Raw genomic sequence first — 19,753 nt, 5'->3', positions numbered from 1 at the left:
ACCGCCATCTTCTAAACGTCCCTATCGTCTAGAGGCCTAGGACATCGCCCTTTCACGGCGGTAACCGGGGTTCGAATCCCCGTAGGGACGCCATCTTCTGTTTTCAAAATCATGGTTGCACTTTATCTGAGAAGCCCAGCTGTACTCGTACCTGCTTAACTGCCTTTTTGAGTCTGCTTCAGCTATAATTCATCCAGTTCCCTATTTTATATTGTCGTCATGTTAAAAAAGATCTTACTGGTTCTGATGATTCTGGCTCCTTCGGCTTTGTACCTGTACATGGTCTCCGGTGATGATACTGCAACAACCCAGTCAGAGCCGGCTCCTTCTTCCGCTAAACCGACAGAACAACCGCGCTACTCAACTCCAGACCACTAAAATGAGTGGTCTTTTCACCTATTTCTTAAATAAAAGCAATTAATTTATAAAAAATTCCAATTTATGTGAAATTTCATTCAATTAAAACTAGAATAGTCTTTTTCAAGTACATTTCCCAATTCATTTATGCAACCTGCTTCTCCTCCTTCACAGCAGTCCCCTGTTGATGAGGGACATACCCCTTCTTTAAAACGTGCCATGGGCACCCGTCATCTGATTATGCTTTCCCTTGGGGGAGCCATTGGCACTGGCCTGTTCATGGGCTCAGGTGAAGTCATCTCTCAGGCAGGTCCTTTAGGGGCAGTGCTGGCTTATATTGTCGGGGGCCTGATTGCCTATATGGTCATGCTATGCCTGGGTGAGCTGGCTGTACATTTGCCAGTATCCGGTTCATTCGGTGCTTTTGCTACAAATTATATTGGTCCGGGTACAGGCTATATGGTGTCCTGGATGTACTGGCTCGGCTGGTCTGCAACTCTCGGGACTGAATTTACCGCTGCTGCCATTCTTATGCAGGAATGGTTCCCTCAGACGTCTATCTGGTTATGGACACTGATCTTTGCTGCTGGCGTGCTGATCTCCAACCTCAGCTCAACCCGTACTTTTGCAGAGTCTGAATTCTGGCTGTCGCTGGTGAAAGTGGCCACCGTCCTGATCTTCATTATTCTGGGCTTTGGCTGTATCTTTGGTTTTATTCCTTTTCAGGGCTATGAATCTGCCCCCCTCTTCGGCAATCTGACCGAACATGGCTGGCTACCCAATGGCTTGATTCCACTGTTTACCACCCTGCTCATCGTGAACTTCGCCTTTAACGGCACAGAAATGATCGGGATTGCCGCCGGTGAAACAGAAAATCCTGAGAAAAATGTGCCAAAGGCCATTCATGCAGCGGTCTGGCGCCTGATCATTTTCTTTGTCGGCACCATTATCGTCATCAGTTCTTTACTGACCTACACTGACGCTGGTTTACAGGTGGGCGGAGATGGTGGCTTGAGTAGCAGTCCTTTCGTCTCGGTATTTACCCAGATGGGGATTCCATATGCTGAGGACTTTATCCGCTTTGTGATCATTACCGCACTGTTATCTACAGCCAACTCTGGCCTGTATGCCGCTTCGCGCATGATGTGGGCGCTGTCTTCACAAAATCAGCTGCCGCGGGTATTTGCCAAGGTCAGCAAGTCCGGCGTGCCTTATATTGCGGTTTGGGTGACCATGATTGGCGGCTTACCTGGCTTATTGTCTGAACAGTTCGAAGCCGATGTTATCTTTAAAAACCTGCTCGGTGTAGCGGCCTTTACCATGGTAATTGTATGGATGAGTATCTGCTGGAGCCAATTTAATTTCCGTCGTCAGTGGCTCAAACAGGGCCGCAGTGTATCCGAGCTTAAATTCCGCACTCCGTGGTTCCCGCTGGTACCGATTCTCGGCTTTATTGCCTGTACTGCGACCGGCCTGAGTATGGCAGCAGATCCTGAAATGCTGTCGGGCTTTATCGGCTGTCTGTTATTTATGGCTGCCTGCTATGCCAGCTATTACTGGCTATACCATCCAAAATCTTAGGTTCTACACTAAAAAACTCCTAGCATTGCTGCAATAAGCCCAATTTTTATTGGGTTTATGCGAGGGCCTGTTGACCCTTCATGGATGTTTGCGACCACGCAATCCATTTATGAAATATCAACAGACCCTCTATTCAGAGTTAAAAATCACCTAAACTCTCCTATTCCAATAAAATTGTCTTCTGTTTTGCTTAATGTTTAAACTATTAAATAAGTTTTCATAAAAAGCCTTTTGACAAATTTAAGCTGAGTCCTTAATATACGCATCACCTCGCAACGTCCCTATCGTCTAGAGGCCTAGGACATCGCCCTTTCACGGCGGTAACCGGGGTTCGAATCCCCGTAGGGACGCCATCTATTGATCACATCTGATCAAGCCTTAGACACAATCCATATTAATACATTGCAGATTTGTAGTTTTTCACTACAATAACCCGCTTTACTTCTCTGGTTTTTTTGACTCCTATGCATTCATCTCCGAATGATGCTACGCATCAGGGCAATTCTGCGCCTTTAAAACGCGCTATGAGTACTCGACATCTGGTCATGATTTCGCTTGGCGGCGCAATTGGAACAGGCCTGTTTTTAGGTTCGGGTGAAGTCATTGCACAAACGGGGCCAATAGGTGCCATTCTTGCTTATTTCCTCGGCGGGATCATCGCTTATATGGTGATGCTCTGTCTGGGTGAGCTTGCAGTTCATATGCCTGATTCAGGTTCTTTTGGCGCCTATGCCAAACGCTATATTGGACCAGGAACAGGCTATACCATTACCTGGCTCTACTGGCTGACCTGGTCGGTGACCCTGGGAACTGAATTTACCGCTGCCGCCTTGCTGATGCAGGAATGGCTTCCGGACAGTTCCATGTGGATGTGGACGCTGGTCTTTGGCGCGCTGGTCTTCACGCTGAATATGATTTCGACCCGCTGGTTTGCCGAATCCGAATTCTGGCTGGCGCTGGTAAAAGTCGTCACCGTCATTGCCTTTATCCTGCTCGGTTTATTGGCCATTTTCGGGGTTCTGGATTATCAAGGCCAAGAAACAGCACCGCTGTTCAGTAACCTGACCGCCCAAGGCTGGTTCCCTGAGGGACTGTTCCCGATTTTCACCACCATGCTGATTGTGAACTTTGCTTTCTCGGGCACCGAACTGATTGGGGTCGCAGCAGGTGAAACCAAAGACCCGGCCAAGAACGTGCCAAAAGCCATCAATACCGCAATTTTCCGCCTGCTGATTTTCTTTGTGGGTACGATTGTGGTGGTAACTTCACTTCTGCCCCATCAAGAAGCAGGACTGGCCGTTGAAGGCGTGAGTAACAGTCCGTTTGTAACCGTATTCCAGCATATCGGTATTCCCTATGCAGAAGATATTATTCGCTTTGTTATTATCACCGCACTATTGTCGGCAGCCAACTCTGGCCTATTTGCCGCGTCGCGCATGATGTGGTCACTGTCCTATAGCAAACAGTTGCCCGCTGTCTTTTCACGCGTGAATGCCAAAGGAATTCCTTATATCGCAGTCATTGTGACAATGATTGGCGCAATGCCGGGCCTATTGTCAGAACAGTTTGCACCGGAAACTATTTTTACCAACTTGTTGGGTATCGCAGCATTTACCATGGTCGTGGTCTGGATGAGTATCTGCTTGAGCCAGTTCAATTTCCGCCGCCAATGGTATAAGGATGGTCATAGTGTCAAAGAACTGGGCTTTGCAGCTCCACTGTTCCCGATTGTACCGATTTTAGGCTTCCTGTTCTGCCTGATCACCTGTATCAGCATGGTCTTTGATCCGAGCATGCGCATCAGTTTCTTTGGCTGTCTGCTGTTTATTGCAGTGTGTTATGCCAGCTACTATGCCTTCTATCACAAAAAAGTGTAGGGCTTAAAGCCAACAAAAGAGCAGCTTTCGCTGCTCTTTTTTTATCTATACTGTAAATAGATATGGAGCCACCCGAATGAGGCACCGATGAAAATTATTTATATTCATGGAATAAACAAACAGCAGTTTACATCTGCCTCATTACGTCAACATTGGCTACATATTTTTAAAAAAGGTCTTCGGAAAAACCATCAACTGGCCTGCTTTTCTCATTTAAAACGCCATATCCGCATCGCTTTTTATGGCGACTTACTGTTAAAGCATCATCTGCACAATGTTCTCAATGCCAGCACTCTTATGCCTCAGGACTGGCCACACTTCCCGTTTCATCATCCCATCAACATTCCGCCAGAGCATTCCCTCCCTCCGCATAAAGTTGAGACTTGTGAAATTCCAGAGTTAAATGTAGAAGATGCTCTGGGTTTTAACCAGAAATTAAAATTTATTACTACTTTAAGTAAAAATACAGCCTTACGTGATTTTGTTGTATTGCTAAATTATTTTCCCGGCTTACATGGCACTCTGATCAAGAAATTTCTGATTGAAATCTATCTTTATCTGGCCAATCCTGATTTTATGCAGCAAGTTCACCAGCGTATTGCCCAGCAACTTTATGGTCAGCAGCCCTGTATTGTAATTGCCCATTCGCTGGGCAGTGTCATTGCCTATAATTATCTGGTTCATCATCCAGAACTGAATGTCCAGCGCTTTATTACGCTCGGATCGCCGTTGGCTTTTAGGGTAATACAGACTCATCTGCCTCAGCCCGTGGTCCGGCCTGCTGCCATTTGTGGTGACTGGATCAACTTTTATTCACATGATGATTTTTTGACAACGTTTCCCCTGACAGAAGCCCCTTTTTTATTTGAACCTGCCATTATCAATCATGAAATACGCATCTCCCCCGAACATCCGCATGATATTGATGGTTATATCCAGCATCCAGACGTGGTAGCAGCCATCCTGCACATGCTTAAAAAATCATCTTAAATTCTGTATTTTTCAAACATTTTCCCCATATTGTTTTAAAATTATGCGCTCAGCAGAAAAAACAGGAAAAATTCTGGAAAAGCGTTTGACACCTCCTAATTTTCACCCTACTATACGCCCACCTCTGAAACGTCCCTATCGTCTAGAGGCCTAGGACATCGCCCTTTCACGGCGGTAACCGGGGTTCGAATCCCCGTAGGGACGCCATTTTCAGAAGTATTATTTTATTAAGTCCCTATCGTCTAGAGGCCTAGGACATCGCCCTTTCACGGCGGCAACCGGGGTTCGAATCCCCGTAGGGACGCCATACTTTAAATCAAAAGGTATGGTAGATTAAATATTACTTCTCATTTGTCCCTATCGTCTAGAGGCCTAGGACATCGCCCTTTCACGGCGGTAACCGGGGTTCGAATCCCCGTAGGGACGCCATATTCGAGAACACTTCTTTTAAAAGAAGGATCTCACAAAAAAGCCCAAGCATGATGACTTGGGCTTTTTTATTACCTACACATTCAATTCCATTTTTTTATCTTTTGATCAATTTCATGGGATCGCAATTTTCTTTTTGATAAACAATTCATTCAAAAATTTCATTCTTTTACATTTATCTTCATCTCGTTATCGATTCATTTTCATTTACAGCAATCACACTATAAATATGAACAAAAAATCAACACCGAGCATATCAGTATGCCGTTAAGGTAGAAAACATACTATATCTGCAAGGATCAGATTATGTTCGTCAGTACAAAGTCAAGTTCGTCTGAATCATCTATTAAAAACCATAACCATCAATTTAAAAATTTTAAAGATTGGGTCAACTTCTTTCAGGATCAACAGATTTCAACGGCGGTCAAGACCGAACAGGCGGAGCACTATTTAAGCGATTTAATCCAGCAAGTTGATGTGGTGGGAACGGAATGGCTGGATCAGCCAGCTTATGTAGAACAGTATTTTCTGGAACAGCACCATCAAACTTGTGCGCTTTTCCAGGCATATCTAGAACGGCGCAAACAGCAGCAAGGACGGGAATATTTTCCCACTGTGGCTCATGCCTTTGAGTTTTTAGCCAAAGTGGCTCCGGTGAAACTGGTAGATGGTTCGTGGTTGTATTCGAGTGTACAAAACTGGAATCGTCCGGAAAATAAAGACCTGATTTATATCTATCTGGAAGAGCTCGGCATGGGGCATACTCGCGCCAATCATGTCACCATGTATCAGGAGCTGCTCAACCATTATGAGTTAAACAGTTATGCCGAGCAGCTGGATGTCAGCTATTATGAACAGGCGGCAGTACAACTGGCGCTGGCCTATGCTCCTCCAGAATATCTACCCTTAGTGATTGGATTTAATCTGGGCTATGAACAGTTGCCCTTACATCTCTTGATCACCAATTACGAGCTGGCTGAACTGGCTATCGACCCGCATTATTTCAATGTGCATATCACCATTGATAATGCGCACAATGGTCATGCCCACAAATCGTTACAAGCCTATTTAGATCACTATACTCTTGCGGAAGATCCTGCACAGTATCTGGACCTGATCAAAAAAGGTTATGTACTGAATGATATTGGTAAAAGTTCTACCGAGATCATCACGCAACTAAATCCTGAGCAACTGGCCTTGAAAGTATTCCAAAATAAGGCTCTGATCGGACAATATATCCATAACCAGAAGTGCCAGTTTAGCGGTAAAACCATCAATGAATGGCTCTCTGACCCGGCGCAGATTGCTGACTTCCTGAAAGTCATGCTTGAAAAAGGCTGGATTGTAAAAGATGCAGCAGTAGAACAGAGCCGTTTCTGGAAAATCATTGATGATCCGGACGGCAAAATGTTTGGCGTATTTAATGCCACTGAAAAGCAGATTATTAAAGACTGGATTCAGGGAGCGACATTGGCTGCCCGCCTGTCTACACGTAGCAAATCTCAGCTAAATCATCAGACGGAATCAGTATTAAACCATATCGATCAGCAACAGATTCATCAACTGAAAAACCGTTTGAATCGCTGTGCCGCTGCCGAACAGAAGATTGATTTATTGATTCCTTATGTGGCACCACATATGCACCATCAGGAAGTTGGTTTATGGGCTACACGTCAGCTTTCCCAGCTACTCTTCCCCTTTCAGACTCAGGCCATGACCTACTCCTAAACAAGTCACTGATAAAAAACGGGGCATTTAAAATGCCCTGTTTTTTTTTGCTTCAATTTATAGCTATCAAGCTGATTTACGTGAATTGATCTGACCTTTAATCACGGCTTTTACATTACCTTTTAAATAATTCAGAAAAACTTTTAGAGGTGATAGTTTTGGATTCGGCTGATTGCCTTTGGCAATTTCCTTAAACTGTGCGGCATACCAGATAATTTCCATAATGGCCATTTTATCAACCATTGGAATACCGGTTCTAATTTTCTCCACGGCATAACGCACATCCTCCCCGGCAACCAGACGATCGCCCAGATCGGGCTCAACCGCAAATGGGCGGGCAATACCCACAAATTCGCATGCACCACTTTCCAAGGCGGCATTCATACCCGCTGCAGTACGGAAGCCACCCGTCACCATCAGATGGCAATTTACTTCCTGACGAATCTTCTCGGCAAAGTCGAGGAAATAGGCCTCTCGTGCCACGGTTGAAGCTTTACGTTTTTCCGCTTTTACTCCTGCCATGGCCGGTGCTTCATAAGTCCCGCCAGATACCTCGATCATATCAATACCTGCGGCATCCATGGCTTTAAAGACATAGATCACATCTTCTTCACTAATACCACCACGCTGGAAATCCGCGGAGTTCAGCTTGACTGAGATAATGAAGTTTTCCGAGGTTGCGGCACGCACCGCCTGATAAGTCTCAAGCAGAAAACGGCTGCGGTTTTCAATACTGCCACCCCACTGGTCCTGACGCTTATTCGTCAGCGGTGATAAAAACTGGCTGATCAGATAACCATGTGCGCCATGTAATTGCACACCTTCAAACCCGGCCTTTTCACAGATGGCTGCTGAAGTCGCAAAGCGCTGAATAATATCTAGAATCTCATCTTCACCTAGTTCACGCGGTGTCCCAAAACTTACCGCCAGCGCCGGGCTAAAAGGCACAGCCGAAGGTGCAACCGTCTCTTTATTTAATCCTTTAGGACACTGACGCCCCGGATGAGACAACTGAACCAGCTGCACCATACCATGACGTTTGCCCACTTCAGCCCACGCCTGGAGCTGTGCCAGATCACGTTCGGTTTCCACCACGACCACGCCAGGTTCATTTTTGGCACGAAAATCCACCATGACGTTGCCGGTAATCGCGCAGCCCAAACCGCCTTTGGCCCAAGCTTCATAAAGTTTTAAATGGGCCTGATTCGGCTGACCTGCATCATTGGCCAGCGCTTCACTCATCGCGCCTTTAATAATGCGATTTTTAAACTGGGTATTACGAATCTGGATAGAATCAGCCAATTTTGTCATGTATATTCCTAAGGTATTTATCTTATTTTGTATGTGTTATAACCCAAGTCAGAAAATTTGACAATTCAACTTGTCAAATTGACACAAATTTTATTTAAGATGACTGATCACAAATTTATTTGCTCTATGTTTAAGACGATGCATCTTTTTTAGCTGGAATGAAGTGAGAAGTTTAAGTTTTAGGATCAAAAGCATCCCGTATGGCTTCTCCCGTATAAATGAGCAGGGACAGCACAATTGCCAAGGTCAGAAAGCCAGACCAGGCCAGCCAAGGCGCATTTAAATTATTTTTTCCTTGTAGTAACAGTTCACCCAGAGAAGCTGTTTCAGGTGGCAAGCCATACCCAAAAAAATCCAAAGCAGTCAGGGCGCTAATATTAGCGGTCAGCATAAAAGGAAGCTGCGACAGGCTCGAACCGATGACATTGGGCAAGATATGCCGGAACATAATCCGGCCATGGCCTGCACCCATACTTCTGGCAGCCCAGACATACTCCAGATTTCTCGCTCGCAAAAATTCAGCCCGCACCATCGACACCAGCGTGGTCCAGCCAAAGAACAGCATGATCAAAAACAGCCAGTAAATATTCGGACTGAACAGACTGACCAGAATCATCACCATAAACAGCATTGGCAAACTGCCCCAGACTTCGAGAATCCGTTGCCCAATCAGGTCTACCCAGCCGGCATAATAGCCCTGGATTGCGCCGACCAGAATACCGAGGGCTGCAGACAGCAAAGTCAATGCAAAACCAAATAGCAGGGAAATACGCAAGCCATACAGAATCCGGGCCAACACATCTCGCCCCTGATCATCTGTCCCTAACCAGTTCTGCCGACTGGGGGGTGCAGGAAGCGGCACATCCAGCGCCAGATTGGGTGTGTCATAGGAAAACCGGATAACCGGCCAAAGCACCCAACCATTGGCATGGATCAGCTGCTGCACAGCCGGGTCCTGATATTCAGCCTCAGTTTCAAAAATGCCACCAAAGGTGGTTTCAGGATAGGCCTTCAGTACGGGCAGATAATAAGCATCCTGATATTTGACCAGCAGGGGTTTATCATTGGCAATCAGTTCCGCGCCCAACGAAAGCAGCAGAATCATTAAAAATGCAATGAAACAGGCAAAACCGGTCCGGTTATTTTTAAAGCGTTGCAGGCTGGCACGCAGCATCGGTGACATTATTTCAATCCTCGCGATTCAAAATGAATCCGTGGATCAATTACCCGGTACAGCACATCACTGAGTAAACGCAGAAGCAGACCCAGCAAGCTAAAAATAAAGAGCGTTCCGAAAATTACCGGATAATCCCGCTGCATAATCGCCTCAAATCCCAGCAGCCCCAAACCATCCAGATTGAAGATGATTTCGATAAACAGGTTACCGACAAATAGAATGCCGAGCAGTGCCTCAGGTAAACCGGCAACCAGAACCAGCACAGCATTCCGCAATACATGCCGATACAGCACTGCCCGTTCCTGTAGGCCTTTGGCTTGCGCTGCCAGTACATAATGTTTGCCCAGCTCCTCGACAAAGGAAAATTTCACCAGATAGGTCAGTCGGGAAAAACCGCCCAGTACAATAGCCAGCAAGGGCAGCGCCATATGCCAAAAATAATCCCGGATTTTCCCCCAAAAAGATAATTCAGCAAAATTTTCCGAGCTTAGGCCTTGCAAAGGAAACCATTGCAGATAAGAGCCACCTGCAAACAATACAATCAGCAAAATCGCAAAAATAAAGGCTGGAATGGCATAACCGACCGCCAACAGCAAGGAGGTAGTCTGGTCAAACAGGCTGCCATGCTTTTTAGCTTTCTGGATGCCCAGAGGAATCGAGACCAGATAGATCAGCACCGTACTCCACAGGCCTAAAGACAATGAGACAGGAAGTTTTTCCCAGATGAGGTCTGTTACAGCCTGCCCTTTAAAAAAACTGTGTCCCAAGTCAAACTGGGCATAGCTTTTCAGCAGTTCCCAGAAACGCAGATAGAGCGGCTGGTCAAATCCATATTGAATTTTAATCTGCTCCAGCATTTCAGGCGTCAGACCTTGCTGCCCCTGATATCTCAAGCCATTCGCCCCCAGAGGGTTAACGTGCTGCGCCTGATAAATCGCCTGTTCTACAGGACCACCCGGTGCAAGCTGAATTACCACAAAATTGATCAGTAAAATGACGAATAATGTTGGAATCATGAGTAGCAGACGTTTGAGTATATAAGTACTCATGGTACTCCTCGGGACTAGAAACTTAGCGATATTTTAAATAAGGTGCTATTTGCTTGGCCTTACCAGCATCAACCCACCAGTAATCAATGCCGGCAGAAAGCTTCGGCTTGATCTTGGGTTGCTGATACATATTCCAGTAAGCGTACCAGTATTCACGGCTACCATATGTCGGAATGTGATAATAACCCGCCCGCAGCAAACGATCCAAGGCCCGAGTACGGTCTATCAGCTGCTCGCGGCTTTGTGCCTGAATGACCTGATCAATCACCCGGTCAATCACCGGATTGCGAATCCCGGCATAATTATAGTTGCCAGGCTGGCCTGCAGCCTCACTACCCCACAACTGCTTTTGTTCCTGTCCCGGCGTCAGCGATTGCGGCATGGTATCCACAATCATATCGAACTGATAATTTCTTAGCTGCTCATAATACTGTGCAGTTTCCACCATCCGGATTCGAGCCTGAATCCCCAGACGTTTTAAATGCCTGAGATAAGGCATCAGATAACGCTGCTGCTCGGCCTGATGTAATAAAAACTCGATTTTTACAGTTTTGCCCTGGGCATTCAACAACTGTCCCTGCTGATAATAATAACCGGCTTTTAACAGAATTTTGCGAGCCTGAAGCAGGTTTTTGCGGTTAAATCCGGAGGCCTCCGAGGGTGGATACTGCCAGTTTTGCAATACTGCTTGACGCTGTACCGGATGCAATTTAGACAGTTCAGGCTGTAAAATCTTCAGCTCCTGAGCACTGGGTTTTCCACCAGATGCGAGTTCACTATTGCTAAAAAAACTATTTAAACGCTGATACTCTCCATGAAACATGGCTTTGTTTAGCCATTCAAAATCATAGGCCAGACTCAGCGCCTGACGGAGGTAAATATCGGCAAAAGGCTGACGCCGAGTATTCAACACCAGGCTTTGTGTGGGAATCGGATTATGGTGATGTAGGCGATAGGTCTTGACCCGGCCTTGCCGTACCGCAGGAAAGCGATAATCTTTCACCCAGCGGCTGACCTGAGTTTCCTCATGGAGGGTGAACTGGCCTGATTTAAAAGCTTCAAATTTAATTTCCGGACTGCGGTAATATCGATATTGAATCCGGTCAAAATTATAACGCCCACGATTGACCGGCAAATCCCGGCCCCAATAATGCGGATTGCGCTTATAGGAAATACGTCGTCCAGCTTCAATCCGTTCAATCACATAAGGCCCTGAACCCAGAATCGGTTTCAGGCTGATCTCCTTAAAATTACGCTGCTGCCATTCCTGCTGCGCATAAATTGGCATTTGTGACACGCCTATGGCCATTTCCGGATTGTGGCGCGACTTAAAACTGATTTTGACTTTTAAGGGAGATAGCACTTCAATGCGTTGAATATCCGCCAGATACATCTGCAAGCCGAAATTAGACTGAGTCTGATACAGCTCAAAGCTGTATTTAACATCCTTTGCCGTCACGGGCTGACCATTACTGAATCTGGCCTTCGGATTTAAGTGGAAAATAATATAGGCGGTCTGCTCTGGATCGAAACTGACTTTCTCGGCCAGCAAAGGATAATATACGCCAGGCTCATCCAGCGACTTCGACAGTAAACTGTCAAAAATATAGTTAATCCCTTCAGTGACATTCCCCTTGCCATTCATGCTGTTCAGATTATCAAAACTGCCATCCGCTGCCCGGATCAGCACCCCACCTTTGGGCGCTTGAGGGTCGGCATAAGGCATAGATTCAGCGTGAGCATATTGAGGACTGCCATGCAGGGCAATATACGGGGTGGTGATGACTGCTGCCCCACTGCTACTGATGAGCCAAGGGGCAGTCACTACCATCCAGATATGACTGGGATTAAACAATCTCACGAGACAAAAATCAGTTTGGAACCTTAATTACCTCGCCAATCCGCAATTGCGTATTCGGTTTGATTTCATTCATTTCTGCCAGTTCATCTGTTGCCAGACCATGACGCGCAGCCAGACCAATCAAGGTATCGCCACGCTGGATCTTATATTCAGTCACCAGTTTTGGAATCTGAATGGTCTGACCAACACGCAGCCCTGCACGCGGACCGAGATTGTTCAGGCCCGCCAGATCACTCACGCTTATGCCCAAACGCTTGGCAATCGCATTCAGAGACTCGCCGGATTTCACGGTATAAGATTCCGTTGCTTTAGACGCTGAAGATTTATTTGTCACCTTCGCTTCTTCGACTTTTTTATCGGCCGGAAACTGACCTTCAATTTTTAAACGCTGGCCGATACGCAGGTTGCTATTGTTCTTCAGTCCGTTTAAATCCGCCAGATACTTCTGCTGCAAATGATACTGACGCGCAATCGAAGTGAGGGTTTCACCCGATTTCACCACATGCGTATCAGACTTGACATTTTTCGTACTGCTCTCAACCTGCGTTTCCTGCACAGGTTCAGCTTCGCCGCTCAGTTTTAAACGCTGACCGACACGCAGATTGGCTGTACGGGAAATATTATTCAAGTCCGCAATCTGGTCCATCGACAGGTTGTATTTCGCCGTGATACCGGTCAAGGTGTCCCCTGCTTGCACCGTATAAGTTTCCGGCACTCGACTAGTGGCTGGAATTTTGATGGTCTGACCAATACGCAAGCCGCTATTGGCAGACAGACTGTTCAAGGCCGCCAGTTCCGATACGCTGAGCTTGCTTTGGCTGGCAATGCTATACAGGGTTTCACCGCGCTTGACCTGATAGTTTTCTGTCGGTGTCTGCTCTACTTTGACATTTTCAAACTTCTGCTCGACTTTCTTGCCCGATGTAGTCAACTCTGCCACTTCATTTAATGGCACATTGATCTTTTGTCCGACCAATAAACTGCTGCCCGCGGTTAACCCCGGGGTCAATGCTGCCAGTTCACCATTCGACAAGGCATAACGATCCGCGATCAGTTTCAAATATTCACCACGTTTTACCGTATAAGACTTGGTCTGAATTTTGACTGTTTCTGCTTTTTTGCTATCCTCAGCTTTGGCTTTTGTGGCAGTTTGTTTTAAAGCCAGCTTCTGGCCGACAAACAAACCACTACTTGGTGCCAGATCATTAAAATCGGCCAATTGCTGTAGGCTTAAACCGAACTGGCTGGCGACACTGGTTAAGGAATCATTAGCCTGAACCACATAGCTGTCCGGTTTTTCTTTGGCCTTCGGCGCTGCTTGTACCGGCTTGGCATCATAGAGATAAATCGTGGTTCCTACATATAGCGTTGCACTCGGGTCAATCTGGTTCCACTTGGCAACATCACGCCAGCTCACCCCATTTTTGGCTGCAATCAGCGCCAAGGTATCACCCGCAACAACGGTATAAGTGCTGCGTTTGCCTTTCGGTGGCACCACGACCACTTCCGAGTCAGTCTTGACATAGTTCTTGCCCTGATTCAGCTGGGCTTCAACTGAACTGGCTTGGGTATTTTCCGCCACCTGTTTAGGATAGGAAAAACCTTTGGTCAGCTCCTTGCCCTGCTGCTCTGCCACAGACAGACTGGTCTGAATGGCAGTGAGCTTAATTTTGCCATCATAAGGATCAACAATTTCTGTGCCCGCAGGTGCCAAGGCTTTTAGCTCCTCAACCACTTCATCACGCTCAGCGGTTGTCGCCACAGGCTGTAAAACCTCTTCTACCGTTTGTGCCGCACTCTCTGCAGCCAGCATACTTTGAATTTTCTCACGTTCTGCCGCAGAAATTGGTGGCTCCACCTGAACCGGCTTAACCGGAGTATCGGGTCTTACCGCCACCGGAATACGTGGTGCACTCGGAATCGGCAAGTCACTTTGTGCCGCGAAGTCCGCCAAGGCGGTCGATCCTTTTGGTGTGGATACTTTTTTAGTATTAAGTGCCAGCGAATTGCCAGATTTCATGGCGACTTGAGCTGCTGTAGAGCTTGCCGTTTTACTCACCACTCCAGCAGTCGATACTGTACCGGACTTGCTGGTGGTTGCAGCAGAAGGTGTGCGGGTCGTAAGCACCGCGGTAGTCGAATTTTTAGCAGCAGAGCTTGGAGCACTCGCCAATAAACCGCCAGAGCCAGAGAGTTTTTTCAGTTTCTCATCAATCGATGGACTCAGGTCAGCCGGAATCAGAATACGGCGCGGGCTTTGTGGATCAATCCGTTCCCCTCGATGTCCCGGGTTTAACTGATAAAGTTCTGCACGGCTTAAACCGGTAATCGCTGCAATCTCATTCAGACTGGATGCACCCACATTCACTTCACGGAAGTGAGGACGGTTGGCAATGGGCGGTAAACTCACACCATACTGGTTAGGATTTTTTACAATCTGTGCCACTGCCAGAAAGCGCGGCACATAGTTCATCGTTTCCTGCGGCAGTTTTAAAGACCAATAGTCAGTCGGCAAACCGGCTGCCTTGTTACGGTTAATCGCCTGTTGAATACGTCCTGGACCCGCATTATAAGATGCCAGTGCCAGCTCCCAGGAACCAAACTGGTTATACAGGCTCCCCAAAAATTCATAAGCTGCACGGGTGGACTCTACAACGTCACGACGGCCATCATACATCGGGGTCTGTTTTAAACCATAAATACGGCCGGTACTTGGAATAAACTGCCACAAGCCTGCTGCTGCCGCACTACTGGTCGCTGCCGGGTCATAAGAACTTTCAATAATCGGTAATAACGCCAGTTCAGTCGGCATACCACGACGCTCTGCCTCTTTCACCGTATGATATAAATAACGCGAAGCACGTGCACTCAAGCGGTCAAGATAAGGCTGACGGGAAATAAACCAGCCACGCTGGGCATCAATACGCGGGTTCCAGACGGTTAAATCCATCTTGAAGCCCACAGTCATGCGCTTCCAGATATCACCATGCTTTAGAACCTGCAAACGATCCCCTTCCACTGCCCGCATATCGGTAGCAGAAAGCAGATCTTCAAGTCCATCCAGACCGTTGGCATCCAGATATTGCGAACTGACTTTTTTACTGGAACCTGTTTGGGTCGCACTTTGTGTAGATGAACAGCCGGTCAGTCCCAAGGAAGCAAGCGCCGTTCCAAGTACAGAAAGTTTTAACAAGATGGGGAAATCAGGCTGCCACAAAGTTGCGGTTGGTTTATACATAAAGAAATCCAAACAATCCGTATAATTTATTTTTTAAGATATGCCATTGTAGTTAAGCATGTCGGAGACACAAGGCAATAATTTACCCTGATTTCACGTTAAATGTTACAAGAAATTAAAAAAACCGCTACGAGTAGCTTAATCCGCTGCATTTGCGTTATACAATATCGGCTCATCATGTTCTTTTCTGATCGGATTTATATATGTCACACACAATTACCCTCTATGTTGATGGCGCTTGCCGTGGCAATCCAGGTTTAGGCGGCTGGGGGGCATATATTGTTAGCGGACAGCAGGAACATAAAATTTGTGGTGGCGAAGACCATACCACCAATAACCGTATGGAACTGACTGCCGCCATCAAAGGAATTGAGTTCTGCCCCAAAGATGCAAAACTGGTGATCTATACCGACTCCAATTATGTCAAACAAGGCATTACCGAATGGATTCACGGCTGGAAAAAGAAAAACTGGAAAGATGTTAAAAATCCCGACCTCTGGCAAGAACTGGATGCAAGCTGCCAGGGACGTGAAATTGAATGGCACTGGATCAAAGGCCATGCCGGTCATGCGGGCAATGAAATGGCCGACCTGCTAGCCAATCAGGGCGCTGATGAAACCCTGAAAAAATCCAAACTGTCCGCTTCATCTGCTTCCACCACGGAAGATAAAAAAAAATCTGAACCCGACTGGCTGCTAGACGATCCGTTTGGTCTAGACCTGATGACTGATGATGAAGAAGAACTGGAAGAGCCGATTGAGGTTGAAGAAACTGAAATAGATACGGCAGCCCCAGAACCAAACTCTCATTCTCAGGCCATGAATGAAGCCCAGCCGGTTCAGATGCATCCACATATTGTCATTACACCTGCAACAGTAGAGTTACATGGCCCACGCCAATTAATCCTGGATACGGAAACTACTGGTTTTTACTATCAGGATGGTGACCGAATTATTGAGATTGGTGCAATCGAGATGATTAACCGCAAACTCACTGGCAGCTCGATTCATATTTATACCAACCCTCAAAAACCGGTCGGCGATTCGGTCAATGTCCACGGCATTACTGATGAATTCCTGCAAGACAAGCCATTATTTGAAGAAATTTCTCAGGTCCTGTTTGACTATCTGCAAGGAGCCGAGATTATTGCGCATAACGCGACCTTTGATATGAACTTCCTAGATATGGAGTTCAAGCGTGCAGGGCATGTTGCGTTGTCCGAAGTATGTGAAGTTACCGATACTCTGGCTATGGCCAAATCCAAGCATCCTGGACAGAAAAACTCCCTTGATGCACTGGTACGCCGTTATGAAATTCCACAACGCGACCGTACCTTCCACGGCGCCTTGCTGGATGCGGAAATTCTGTCCGATGTCTATCTGGCAATGACCGGTGGACAGGTTTCTTTTGATATGGATGCCCTCTCTCAGACAGAAGAACAAGGGAACCGTTCTGGCAGCGCCCGGATCGAGATGGAGCTGCCGGTGATTCTTCCATCAGATGAAGAACTTGCAGAACATGAGAAGTGGGTCAAACAATTTCAGGAAAAGCATGGAACTCCTTGCCTTTTTGCCAAATAAAATCTAGATTTCGAGCAGTAATTTCGCTTTAAAAATACAGTTCTTCAGTTATAGTAATTACAAACAGTTCCGTCCAATAAAACGGGACGCATATATAGATAATACTTCAGGAAAGGTGCAGATCCATGTCTTACCAAACCTCTATACATTTTGATCCAACAGCATTACTGATAATAAAAAATGAGGTTGATAACTCGATCAAGTTAGTCGAATCAGCAGTAAGCACCTTGGTAGAAGATCAGGCCTTACCTTTTGGTATTGATGATGCATTAAATCAGTTTGAACAGTGTGCGCAGGTTCTGGCTCTGATTGATATGCAAAGTCTGGCAAAAATTGCTCAATATTCAGCAGAACTTATGCGCAAGATTATAGAAAATCCGGCCCAGGTAAATACTCAGGACGTGATCGCGTTGAGTGAAGGCACCACCATGCTGAAACGCTATATCGAATTTATCTGTCTGCGTGAAGTGAAGATTCCACAGTTCCTGCTGGATACCCTGAACCGTCTGGAAATTGCGCTGGGCAAACCGCTAACTACCGAAGGTCAGCATATTGAACCTCTACTGGATCTGATTACCCCGGACTTCCAGTTACCGCAAGCGCCAGGTCTGGAAAAATCCAACTATGTACAACGCCTGTACAAGCTGTCTCTAAACAAGCTGCTAAAACAGGAAGAAAGCGAGATGGATTTGCAGGCAATCAAGCTGGTCGGTACCTATCTGGCAGGTCTGGCCGTCAATCATCCGAGTAAGCAATACTGGCATCTGGTCCATGTGGCTTTTAACAATATTGAGCACTTGCTGATTAATGAACCGCGTTTGCGCACCCTGATCAGCATCGAACGCAATATGGCGCAGTACTTTAATACACCGCAAAGCTTTAAGGCCTCCATGAGCGATCTGGCCAATGTAATTAGCCTTTGCATCAGTCAGGAAGATTCTATCTCACAACATATCCGTAACCAGCTCAACATTGGCGATGAGCTGCTCACTGATACGCAATTGCAGGTATTCAGCCGTCATCTCTATGGGCCTGACTTTGAAACCATGCAGACGATCAGTGAACTGGTGACCACAGAAATGGCACAGATTCGTAATGAGATTGAATACAACTATCACAATATGAGTCCTAAAAAAACGCAGGAACTTCAGCTTCAGTTGAATAATCTGGCCAATATCTTTAAGGTTCTGAACCTGAATGAAGCCTACAATGACCTGACCCAGCAAGCCGCGTCATTGAGTCAGGCGGATATTCTCAAAGATGAAAACTTTGCCCAGCAACTGATGAATGTCATTCTGTCAGCCATGAACTCGATTGGAGTGCTGGAACGTCATCATACTTCGAGCCGTCTACAGCTGCGGGTGAATAATATGAATGTTTCACTCGACCGTCTGGATGAAGCTCATACCGCCCTATTGAATGAAACCCAGGCAATCATCGAACTGTCTAGCCAGACTCTGAGCAATTATCTGCAAGAGCAGGATCTGGCCGCACTCGAAGCTGTACCAGCACAGTTGATTGAAATTGGCGGGGCGATGATGTTCCTGAATGCTGAACAGGTCCGTACAGCCTTTGTGACCACAGCGGCCTTTATCAAGAAGCGCTTTGAACTGTCAACGGCTCTCAGTCCAGAGGAAGTGCATCACGCACTGGATGCACTGGCAAGCGCGGATATGATGATTAATAACTTAAAGAATAAACAGCCTGTATTACAGTCCATGTTTAAGATAGCATTAGACAGTAGTGAAAAACTGAAAAGCGTTGCCTAATGTCTAAATTATCACTGGCTTATATTTTCCAGCAGCAACAGTTGCTGGTCGATCAACACTTTCAACTTCCGCGAGTTGAAGCACTCGCAGGTGATTTGCTACTGAACACGGATGATCAGGTAATTGCCCGTGACCTGCTTCCGCAAGAGCCGATCCCTGACGGCCTGCAACTGGTGCCCATCCGTCAGCTGTTACAATTCTGGAATGCCCAGCAATTTGAACAGGCCAGCCGCGCCGTGCAATTACTGGAATGGCGCCGTAACCACAAATTCTGCAGTCACTGCGGCACAGCGACTGAAGCTCATGCCACAGAACATGCCATGGTCTGTCCTGCTTGTCATTATCGTCAATACCCCCGAGTTCAGCCTTGTGTCATTACGGTTATTACCCGAGGTGAGAATGAAATACTGCTGGCCAAAAATGCACGCAACAAGAACAGTCAGATGTATGGCCTGATTGCTGGCTTTGTAGAGGTCGGAGAAACCCTTGAAGAAGCAGTCCGTCGTGAAACTTTTGAAGAAGTAGGCTTGGAACTGACAAACATCCAGTATCTGGCCAGCCAACCCTGGCCTTTCCCCAGCAACCTGATGATTGCATTTAAAGCAGAATATGCGGGAGGTGAGTTACAGTTGCAGGAAGAGGAAATCAGTGATGCGCAATTCTTCAAATTTGACCAGCTGCCCGAGATTCCATTTAAAGGCAGTATTGCCCACGCCATGATTATGCACGTGACCCAAGGTCTCCCGGTGGCTGATGACACCCGGGCCTGGCTCTAAAAGATTTAATCAAAAAGCCCGGTTTAAACC

At 46.6% G+C, this 19,753-nt stretch carries 13 protein-coding genes and 5 tRNA genes; 13 read left to right on the top strand and 5 right to left on the bottom strand.

What is annotated here, in order from left to right:
* Nucleotides 1–17 precede the first annotated feature (17 nt).
* The 10 genes from NI467_RS06990 (at nucleotide 18) to NI467_RS06945 (ending at nucleotide 6,962) form a co-directional block, all read left to right on the top strand.
* Nucleotides 18–93: transfer RNA gene (locus NI467_RS06990), tRNA-Glu, on the top strand.
* Between the two features lie 126 nt (nucleotides 94–219).
* Nucleotides 220–378 carry a hypothetical protein gene (locus NI467_RS06985; RefSeq protein WP_253152036.1) on the top strand — a complete coding sequence of 53 codons (159 nt, stop codon included), beginning with the start codon at nucleotides 220–222 and terminating at the stop codon, nucleotides 376–378.
* Between the two features lie 126 nt (nucleotides 379–504).
* Complete coding sequence (locus NI467_RS06980) at nucleotides 505–1,938, top strand: amino acid permease (protein ID WP_253152035.1); 1,434 nt, start codon at nucleotides 505–507, stop codon at nucleotides 1,936–1,938.
* Nucleotides 1,939–2,215: 277 nt separating this feature from the next.
* Nucleotides 2,216–2,291, top strand: a tRNA-Glu gene (locus tag NI467_RS06975).
* 111 nt (nucleotides 2,292–2,402) lie between these two features.
* Complete coding sequence (locus NI467_RS06970) at nucleotides 2,403–3,815, top strand: amino acid permease (RefSeq protein WP_151204836.1); 1,413 nt, start codon at nucleotides 2,403–2,405, stop codon at nucleotides 3,813–3,815.
* Between the two features lie 87 nt (nucleotides 3,816–3,902).
* Nucleotides 3,903–4,805: an alpha/beta fold hydrolase gene (locus NI467_RS06965; RefSeq protein WP_253152034.1), complete on the top strand. Its 903-nt coding sequence runs from the start codon at nucleotides 3,903–3,905 to the stop codon at nucleotides 4,803–4,805.
* 131 nt (nucleotides 4,806–4,936) lie between these two features.
* Nucleotides 4,937–5,012: transfer RNA gene (locus tag NI467_RS06960), tRNA-Glu, on the top strand.
* A 24-nt stretch (nucleotides 5,013–5,036) separates the two neighbouring features.
* A tRNA-Glu gene (locus NI467_RS06955) sits at nucleotides 5,037–5,112 on the top strand.
* A 46-nt stretch (nucleotides 5,113–5,158) separates the two neighbouring features.
* A tRNA-Glu gene (locus NI467_RS06950) sits at nucleotides 5,159–5,234 on the top strand.
* Nucleotides 5,235–5,540: 306 nt separating this feature from the next.
* On the top strand, nucleotides 5,541–6,962 hold the full coding sequence (locus NI467_RS06945) for an iron-containing redox enzyme family protein (RefSeq protein ID WP_253152033.1): 1,422 nt from the start codon (nucleotides 5,541–5,543) through the stop codon (nucleotides 6,960–6,962).
* Between the two features lie 66 nt (nucleotides 6,963–7,028).
* On the opposite strand, the gene NI467_RS06940 is transcribed toward NI467_RS06945, so the two are convergent.
* From NI467_RS06940 to NI467_RS06920, 5 genes are all read right to left on the bottom strand, one after another.
* Nucleotides 7,029–8,273, bottom strand: a complete 1,245-nt coding sequence (locus NI467_RS06940) for an NADH:flavin oxidoreductase/NADH oxidase family protein (protein ID WP_253152032.1) — start codon at nucleotides 8,271–8,273, stop codon at nucleotides 7,029–7,031.
* Nucleotides 8,274–8,445: 172 nt separating this feature from the next.
* Complete coding sequence (locus tag NI467_RS06935; RefSeq protein WP_253152031.1) at nucleotides 8,446–9,456, bottom strand: ABC transporter permease; 1,011 nt, start codon at nucleotides 9,454–9,456, stop codon at nucleotides 8,446–8,448.
* Nucleotides 9,456–10,499, bottom strand: coding sequence for an ABC transporter permease subunit (locus NI467_RS06930; RefSeq protein WP_253152030.1), 1,044 nt, complete (start codon nucleotides 10,497–10,499; stop codon nucleotides 9,456–9,458). Before NI467_RS06930 ends, NI467_RS06935 begins: the two co-directional genes overlap by 1 nt.
* A 22-nt stretch (nucleotides 10,500–10,521) precedes the next feature.
* Nucleotides 10,522–12,330 carry an extracellular solute-binding protein gene (locus tag NI467_RS06925; RefSeq protein ID WP_253152067.1) on the bottom strand — a complete coding sequence of 603 codons (1,809 nt, stop codon included), beginning with the start codon at nucleotides 12,328–12,330 and terminating at the stop codon, nucleotides 10,522–10,524.
* Nucleotides 12,331–12,370: 40 nt separating this feature from the next.
* On the bottom strand, nucleotides 12,371–15,598 hold the full coding sequence (locus NI467_RS06920) for a LysM peptidoglycan-binding domain-containing protein (RefSeq protein WP_253152029.1): 3,228 nt from the start codon (nucleotides 15,596–15,598) through the stop codon (nucleotides 12,371–12,373).
* Between the two features lie 203 nt (nucleotides 15,599–15,801).
* On the opposite strand from NI467_RS06920, the gene dnaQ reads away from it, so the two are divergent.
* The 3 genes from dnaQ to nudC all read left to right on the top strand — a co-directional run bounded on the left by dnaQ (nucleotide 15,802) and on the right by nudC (nucleotide 19,723).
* Complete coding sequence (gene dnaQ, locus NI467_RS06915) at nucleotides 15,802–17,178, top strand: DNA polymerase III subunit epsilon (RefSeq protein WP_253152028.1); 1,377 nt, start codon at nucleotides 15,802–15,804, stop codon at nucleotides 17,176–17,178.
* 125 nt (nucleotides 17,179–17,303) lie between these two features.
* Nucleotides 17,304–18,947 (top strand): chemotaxis protein, encoded by a 1,644-nt coding sequence (locus NI467_RS06910; protein WP_253152027.1) that lies wholly within the window; start codon nucleotides 17,304–17,306, stop codon nucleotides 18,945–18,947.
* Nucleotides 18,947–19,723 (top strand): NAD(+) diphosphatase, encoded by a 777-nt coding sequence (gene nudC, locus NI467_RS06905; RefSeq protein WP_151203321.1) that lies wholly within the window; start codon nucleotides 18,947–18,949, stop codon nucleotides 19,721–19,723. The genes NI467_RS06910 and nudC overlap by 1 nt, the downstream gene beginning before the upstream one ends.
* The last annotated feature ends 30 nt before the right edge of the window (nucleotides 19,724–19,753 follow it).

Source organism: Acinetobacter sp. S4397-1 (assembly GCF_024129285.1).
Classification (GTDB): domain Bacteria; phylum Pseudomonadota; class Gammaproteobacteria; order Pseudomonadales; family Moraxellaceae; genus Acinetobacter; species Acinetobacter lwoffii_C.
Note: the sequence above shows the minus strand (reverse complement) of the source record. Positions and strands in the feature narration are given on the sequence as shown.